General features: G+C 66.1%; 6 protein-coding genes and 1 other RNA gene. 3 read left to right on the top strand and 4 right to left on the bottom strand.

What is annotated here, in order from left to right; translation table 11 throughout:
• Positions 1-596 (bottom strand): c-type cytochrome (locus B3T77_RS14780; protein WP_292080585.1); only part of this gene is annotated, 596 nt, incomplete at its 3' end.
• 142 nt (positions 597-738) lie between these two features.
• On the opposite strand from B3T77_RS14780, the gene B3T77_RS14775 reads away from it, so the two are divergent.
• The gene (locus tag B3T77_RS14775; protein ID WP_292080584.1) at positions 739-1,461 is read left to right on the top strand and encodes a 3-deoxy-manno-octulosonate cytidylyltransferase; all 723 of its coding nucleotides are present in this window, start codon (positions 739-741) and stop codon (positions 1,459-1,461) included.
• On the opposite strand, the gene nudC is transcribed toward B3T77_RS14775, so the two are convergent.
• Positions 1,458-2,378 (bottom strand): NAD(+) diphosphatase, encoded by a 921-nt coding sequence (gene nudC, locus B3T77_RS14770; RefSeq protein ID WP_292080583.1) that lies wholly within the window; start codon positions 2,376-2,378, stop codon positions 1,458-1,460. The genes B3T77_RS14775 and nudC overlap by 4 nt on opposite strands.
• A gap of 47 nt (positions 2,379-2,425) precedes the next feature.
• On the opposite strand from nudC, the gene ffs reads away from it, so the two are divergent.
• Both ffs and B3T77_RS14760 read left to right on the top strand, forming a co-directional pair.
• Positions 2,426-2,521: signal recognition particle sRNA small type (ffs, locus tag B3T77_RS14765), an RNA gene on the top strand.
• A gap of 254 nt (positions 2,522-2,775) precedes the next feature.
• Positions 2,776-4,617: a DNA polymerase III subunit gamma/tau gene (locus tag B3T77_RS14760; RefSeq protein ID WP_292080582.1), complete on the top strand. Its 1,842-nt coding sequence runs from the start codon at positions 2,776-2,778 to the stop codon at positions 4,615-4,617.
• Positions 4,618-4,739: 122 nt separating this feature from the next.
• Here B3T77_RS14760 and B3T77_RS14755 read toward each other — a convergent pair whose 3' ends face one another.
• Positions 4,740-5,507: a DUF3800 domain-containing protein gene (locus tag B3T77_RS14755; RefSeq protein WP_292080581.1), complete on the bottom strand. Its 768-nt coding sequence runs from the start codon at positions 5,505-5,507 to the stop codon at positions 4,740-4,742.
• 43 nt (positions 5,508-5,550) lie between these two features.
• Positions 5,551-5,685: helix-turn-helix domain-containing protein (locus tag B3T77_RS14750; RefSeq protein WP_292080587.1), on the bottom strand; the 135-nt coding region annotated here is incomplete at its 5' end.

Raw genomic sequence — 5,685 nt, 5'->3', positions numbered from 1 at the left:
GTCGCAGGCGCGCCGGCGGCCGGCGCGGCTGCACCAGGCTGACGGGTGGGATCCGGCGCCGGGATGGCGAAGCCGCCCGAGCCCTGCGTGCGCAGCCAGGCGATCAGATTGATGCGCGTCTGGGTGTCGCGGATGCCGGCGAAGGACATCTTGGTGCCGGGCACATATTTGGCCGGGGCCGTGATGAAGCTGTTGATCTGGTCATAGCCCCAGGTCGGCGCCTCGGCCTTGTGCTTGGCCATGGCGTCGGAATAGGCGAAGCCCGGACGGTGCATGACCGGCCCGCCGACCACGCCCCACAGGTTCGGACCGATCTTGTCGGCGCCGCCCTGGTGCGCGTCATGGCAGGCCTGGCAACGCGCGAAGGCGGCCTCGCCGGCGGCAAGATCGGCGGTCGGCAGCACCGTGCCCCAGTCGGGCGCCAGTTCAGCGGCTTCACCGCCGGCGGCCTCTTCCGGCGCATCGACGAAATAGCCCATCTTTTCGGGGGCTTCCGAATGATAGACGAGGCCCGAAGCCTGCTGGACGACCAGGATGACGAACGCCGTCCCCAGAGCCGCGCCGAAAATCTTGTTCCACTTAAGATCGCCGCTCATACGCCTGGTCGTTTCCCTCTGCCGGCCGGGCCCCTCGAAAACACGCCCCGGACATAATCTTGCTTTGGCGTCTCTGGCACGGTAGCGCCGCCTTCGCAACCGGCCCAACGCGCGACGGGCCAGACAGGCGTCAGGGAAGTCGATGAATCCGTTGATAATGATACCGGCTCGCATGGCCGCCACCCGCCTGCCGAACAAGCCGCTGGCTCTGATCGGCGACACGCCGATGATCGTGCGCGCCTATCGCCAGGCCGAGGCCTCGGGCCTGCCGGTCGTGGTCGCCGCCGGCGATCCCGACATCGTCGAGGCGGTGGAAGCCGCAGGCGGCCGCGCCGTCCTGACCGACCCGGCCCTTCCGTCGGGCTCGGACCGCATTCGCGCCGCCGTGGACGCCATCGACCCCGAGGGCGATTTCGACGCCGTCATCAACGTTCAGGGCGACATGCCCTTCGCCAGCCCCGGTCTGGCCGTCGCCTGCGCCGCCATTCTGCACGGCGAGCCGACCTGCGACATCGCCACCCTGGTCGCCGCCGAGGCCGACGGGTCGGACCGGACCAATCCCGATGTGGTCAAGGCGGTGCTGGCCCTGGGCGAAGGCGAACGCCAGGCGCGCGCCCTCTATTTCACCCGCTCGACCCTGTATGGCGACGCCCCTGTCTGGCGTCATATCGGCGTCTATGGCTATCGCCGCGAAGCGCTGAACCGCTTCTGCGCCGCGCCGCCGTCGCCGCTGGAAAAACGCGAGAAGCTGGAACAGCTGCGCGCCCTGGAAATGGGCATGCAGATGTGGGCCGCCGTCATCGGCGAAGCCCCCCTGTCCGTCGACAATCCCGCCGACCTGGAGGCGGCGCGGGCGCTGGCCTAGACCTCGTCGACCCAGGCCTTGATCAGGCTGTGGGCGATGGCGAAGGGCGGAGGGGCCTGAATGCTCGGATGCTCGCCCGCCAGCACGGCGCGCGCCTCGGCCCGCGTCAGCCAGGCGACGGCTTCCAGTTCGGTCTGGTCCGGTTGCGCCTGATCGTCCGACACCTCCGCGATCAGGCCGATCATCAGTTGCGAGGGAAAGGGCCAGGGTTGGCTGGAATGATAGGCCGTGGCGATCACGGTCAGGCCGGCCTCTTCCTTCACCTCGCGGGCGCAGGCCTCCTCGATGGATTCGCCCGGTTCCAGGAACCCGGCAAGCGCCGACATTCGTCCGGCAGGCCAGGCCGCCTGACGGCCCAGCAGGCAGATGGGCTCCGCCCCGCCCTTATAGACCGGCAGCATGATGGTGACCGGATCGACGCGCGGAAAATGTTCGGTCCCGCAGGCCGGGCATATCCGCTTCCAGCCGCCCGACGCCGTCTCGCTCAGCGTGCCGCAGTTGGCGCAGAAGCCGTGTTTGCGGCGCCAGTCGAACAGGCTCTTGGCCCCGCCCGCGATCGCCGCATCCGCCGCCGGCAGGATCGCCGCCGCCGCCCGCAACTCGTGAAAGGCGCCCAGCCCGGCCAGCGGCCCGTCGGTCGGATCGATCGAGCCTTCGAACTCGATGGCGAAGACGGGTTCGTCGTTCCACAGGCCCAGAAACGCCTCGCGGTCCCGCACCAGGGTGCGCGCATGGCGCATCTGCAGCCACGCCAGCCTCGGCCCCTCGCCCGTCTCCTCAATCAGCGGCCGCCCTTCCCAGAGCACCAGGGACTGGGCGTACGGCTTGGCGGCCTGTTCGGCCAGCCAGTCGGGATCATTCCTCAGGTCGCCGGCCCGATCGAGCGGATTGCCGGCGAAGGTGTTGTGATGGGCCATGCGGGTTTGTAGCTCTTGATTCCAACCGCCGCACCCGTCATATCTTCGCTTGGAGATCGCGGGCGAAGGTTTCGCCAATCTGGTCAGGGCCGGAAGGCAGCAGCCACAACGAATTCCCCTTCGGGTCGCGGTCTCTACCTCCTCTTTTTTGCGCTACCGCTCGCCGCACGGCGGCTCGCTGCTACAGCGCGTTGGTGCGTCACGTCTCCTCCCCACCTGTGGGGAGGGGGACCGCGAAGCGGTGGAGGGGCTCTTGCAATCCCACAGACGCCGGAATGCGGTAAAAACCCCCTCCGTCACGACGCGAAGACGCGCCGCGCTACTCCCCGCAAAGCAGGGAGGCGACTCGTTGAGAATCGCTTCTTCCCGCCCCTCACCCGCTGTAAGACTTCCTCCCATGACGGACAGCGACACGAATCTCGACGGCCCGCCCTGGGAAGAGGACGACGTCGTCGAACGCGACGAAAACACCGACGACATGTTCGGGGCGCCCGCGGCGGCGCCTGAGCCGGTCGCCGCGCCTGTCGTCACCAAGCCTGCCCCGGCTGAAGTCGCGGCTCACGTCGATGACGGCGCCGCCTATCAGGTGCTGGCGCGCAAATACCGGCCGCGCACCTTCGAGGATCTGATCGGTCAGGAGGCGATGGTGCGCACCCTGACCAACGCCTTCGCCACGGGCCGCATCGCCCACGCCTTCATGCTGACGGGCGTGCGCGGCGTCGGCAAGACGACCACCGCCCGCCTTCTGGCCCGCGCCCTGAACAACGAAACCGACGTCATCGACAAGCCGTCGCTGACCCTGACCGCCCACGGCCGGCACGACGCCGCCATCATGGCCGGCCAGCATATGGACGTGATGGAGATGGACGCGGCGTCGCACACCGGCGTCAACGACATCCGCGACATTCTGGAAAGCGTCCGCTATGCGCCGGTAGAGGCGCGCTACAAAGTCTATGTGCTGGACGAGGTCCACATGCTGTCGACGCAGGCGTTCAACGCCCTGCTGAAGACGCTGGAGGAGCCGCCGCCCCACGCCAAATTCATCTTCGCCACCACCGAGATCCGCAAGGTGCCGGTGACGATCCTGAGCCGCTGCCAGCGCTTCGACCTGCGCCGGGTCGAGCCGGAAATCCTGGTCGAGCATCTGGGCCGGATCGCCGACCGCGAAGGCATGAAGATCGAGAACGACGCGCTGGCTCTGATCTCGCGCGCGGCCGAGGGGTCGGTGCGCGACGGTCTGTCGCTGCTGGACCAGGCCCTGGTTCAGGCCGAGCGCGGCGAGACGGTCAAGACCGAGACGGTGCGCGACATGCTGGGTCTGGCCGACCGCACCCAGACCATCGCCCTGTTCGAAAGCGTCATGGCCGGCCGCACGCCCGAGGCGCTGGAGAGTTTCCGCACCCTGTACGGCTTCGGCGCCGATCCGGTGCAGGTGACCAACGATCTTCTGGAACATTGCCACGCCGCCTCGGTCGCCAAGATGCTGGGTCCGAACGCGACCCGCCTGCCCAACGATCAGGCGCAGAAGCTGGCGGCGCTGGGCGCGGCCATTCCGGCGGCGACGTTGTCGCGCACCTGGCAGATGCTGCTGAAGGCGCTGGACGAGGTCCGGCGCGCGCCCAACCCGGCCGATGCGGTGGAAATGGCGATCGTGCGCCTGGCCTATGCCGCCGATCTGCCGGGACCGGAGGAGGCGCTGAAGCGGCTGCAGTCCGGTGAACCGATGGGCGGCGGCTCGGCCCCGCGTGGCGGCGGTGGTGGTGGAAGCGGCGGCGGAACTTCGGCGCAGCTGGCCGCGCGTCCGGTGATGGCGCCTGCCCTGCCCGATCCGCAGACCTTCGAACAGGTCGTCGCCCTGATCGGCGAGAAGCGCGAGGTCGGACTTCAGATGGATGTGGAGCGGTATGTGAAGCCGGTCTCGTTCAAGCCCGGCGCCATCGTTTATGAAAGCGTCCAGGGCGCGCCCATCGAACTGGCGCGCAAGCTGTCGGCCCGCCTGCGCGAATGGACCGGTCGCACCTGGCTGATCGCCGCCAATGGCCAGGGCGGGGCCGAGACGGTCATTGAGGTCCAGAAAAAGGCCCGCGCCGCCGAACGCGCTGAGGTCGAGGCCAATCCCTTCGTCCAGGCGGTGCTTCAGGCCTTCCCCGGTGCCAAGCTGGGCGAGATCAAGACCATCGCCCCGACCGTGGTCACGCCGGAAATCCCCGACTTGGTCGAGGACGACGACGAGGATTGAACAACGTCACGCGCGCTTCGGTTGTGGACTTTTTAATCAATAAGGCCTATATTGCTTTGCGAAATGGACTGGGGTTTCTCGGTCGGCGTAGGGCTCCCGGTTCGCCGGGGGCCCTTCTGCTTTCAGGGAAAGACTTTCAGCCCGTCGGCCTTCAACTTCGGCTGCAGAAGATCGAACGCCCTATTGGCCTGCAACGGACGGAGGGCCTTGAGCCCGATGGGGCGCGCCATCAAATCGGCTAGTTGAAGCCCTGACGAATTGCACTTCTTGTCGACGAAGACGGGTTCCCAGTTCAGGAAGCTGAAGTCTGGGTTTTTATAACCCCAGTTCGCTTGATTGGCCGCAATGCGTCGAAAATGCAGTTCGAGCTCTGCATCTTCCTTCTTTCCTCGGCCCTCGAAGACGACATGGATGAGCCGATCTTGCTGTTCGAGCGCGCGGAGGCGGGCAAGCAGCTTTTCCATGCAAAAGTTCAAGGCGATTTCGTAGGGATTCCACGGCTTTGCGTAGCGTTCCGCCAACCGGACCTTGTCGATAACGGCCGTTATGACGTCGATATCGGCACCAGCAACGATATTGTTGATGCGATTCAGAAATGCTTCTCGAACTGCTGAAGTGGCCTGCAAAAACGCGAAGGCCTTCTGCTGGCGCCTTATGTCGCGCTCATGCAGGACAATTTGATCGTGGCCGACGAAATCAAACTTCAGCCTCTGAAGTTGAGGCACGACTTGCTCGGCATAGACCTGTTTCGAGATCAGCACACAGCTCAGGACGAACACCGGAAAGGTCGGGTCCGGCCCTTCTAGAACGGGCGAACCACTTTCGTCGGCGAACACAATGAAGTCTGAAAAAGCCATGCTGTAAAATGACCAGCCAAGGAAGGCGGTCAATAGAACAACCACAACTCAGACGTTTGCGCGTCTGTGTCAGCTCCTATCGCGGCGCGCGCTTGGCCAGGATGCGTTGCAGGGTGCGGCGGTGCATGCCCAGGCGGCGCGCGGCTTCAGAGATGTTGAAGTCGCTCTCGGCCAGCACTTCGTGGATGCGCTCCCACTCCAGCGTCTTGAT

The organism is Brevundimonas sp. UBA7838, assembly GCF_002500885.1.
Classification (GTDB): Bacteria; Pseudomonadota; Alphaproteobacteria; order Caulobacterales; family Caulobacteraceae; genus Brevundimonas; species Brevundimonas vesicularis_C.
The sequence above is the reverse complement of the archived record's forward strand: the minus strand, read 5'-3'. Positions and strand labels throughout refer to the sequence as shown.

Coding starts and splice junctions, on each gene's coding strand:
- B3T77_RS14775 (WP_292080584.1), top strand. CDS start 739: ATGAATCCGTTGATAATGATACCGGCTCGCATGGCCGCCACCCGCCTG.
- nudC (WP_292080583.1), bottom strand. CDS start 2,378: ATGGCCCATCACAACACCTTCGCCGGCAATCCGCTCGATCGGGCCGGC.
- B3T77_RS14760 (WP_292080582.1), top strand. CDS start 2,776: ATGACGGACAGCGACACGAATCTCGACGGCCCGCCCTGGGAAGAGGAC.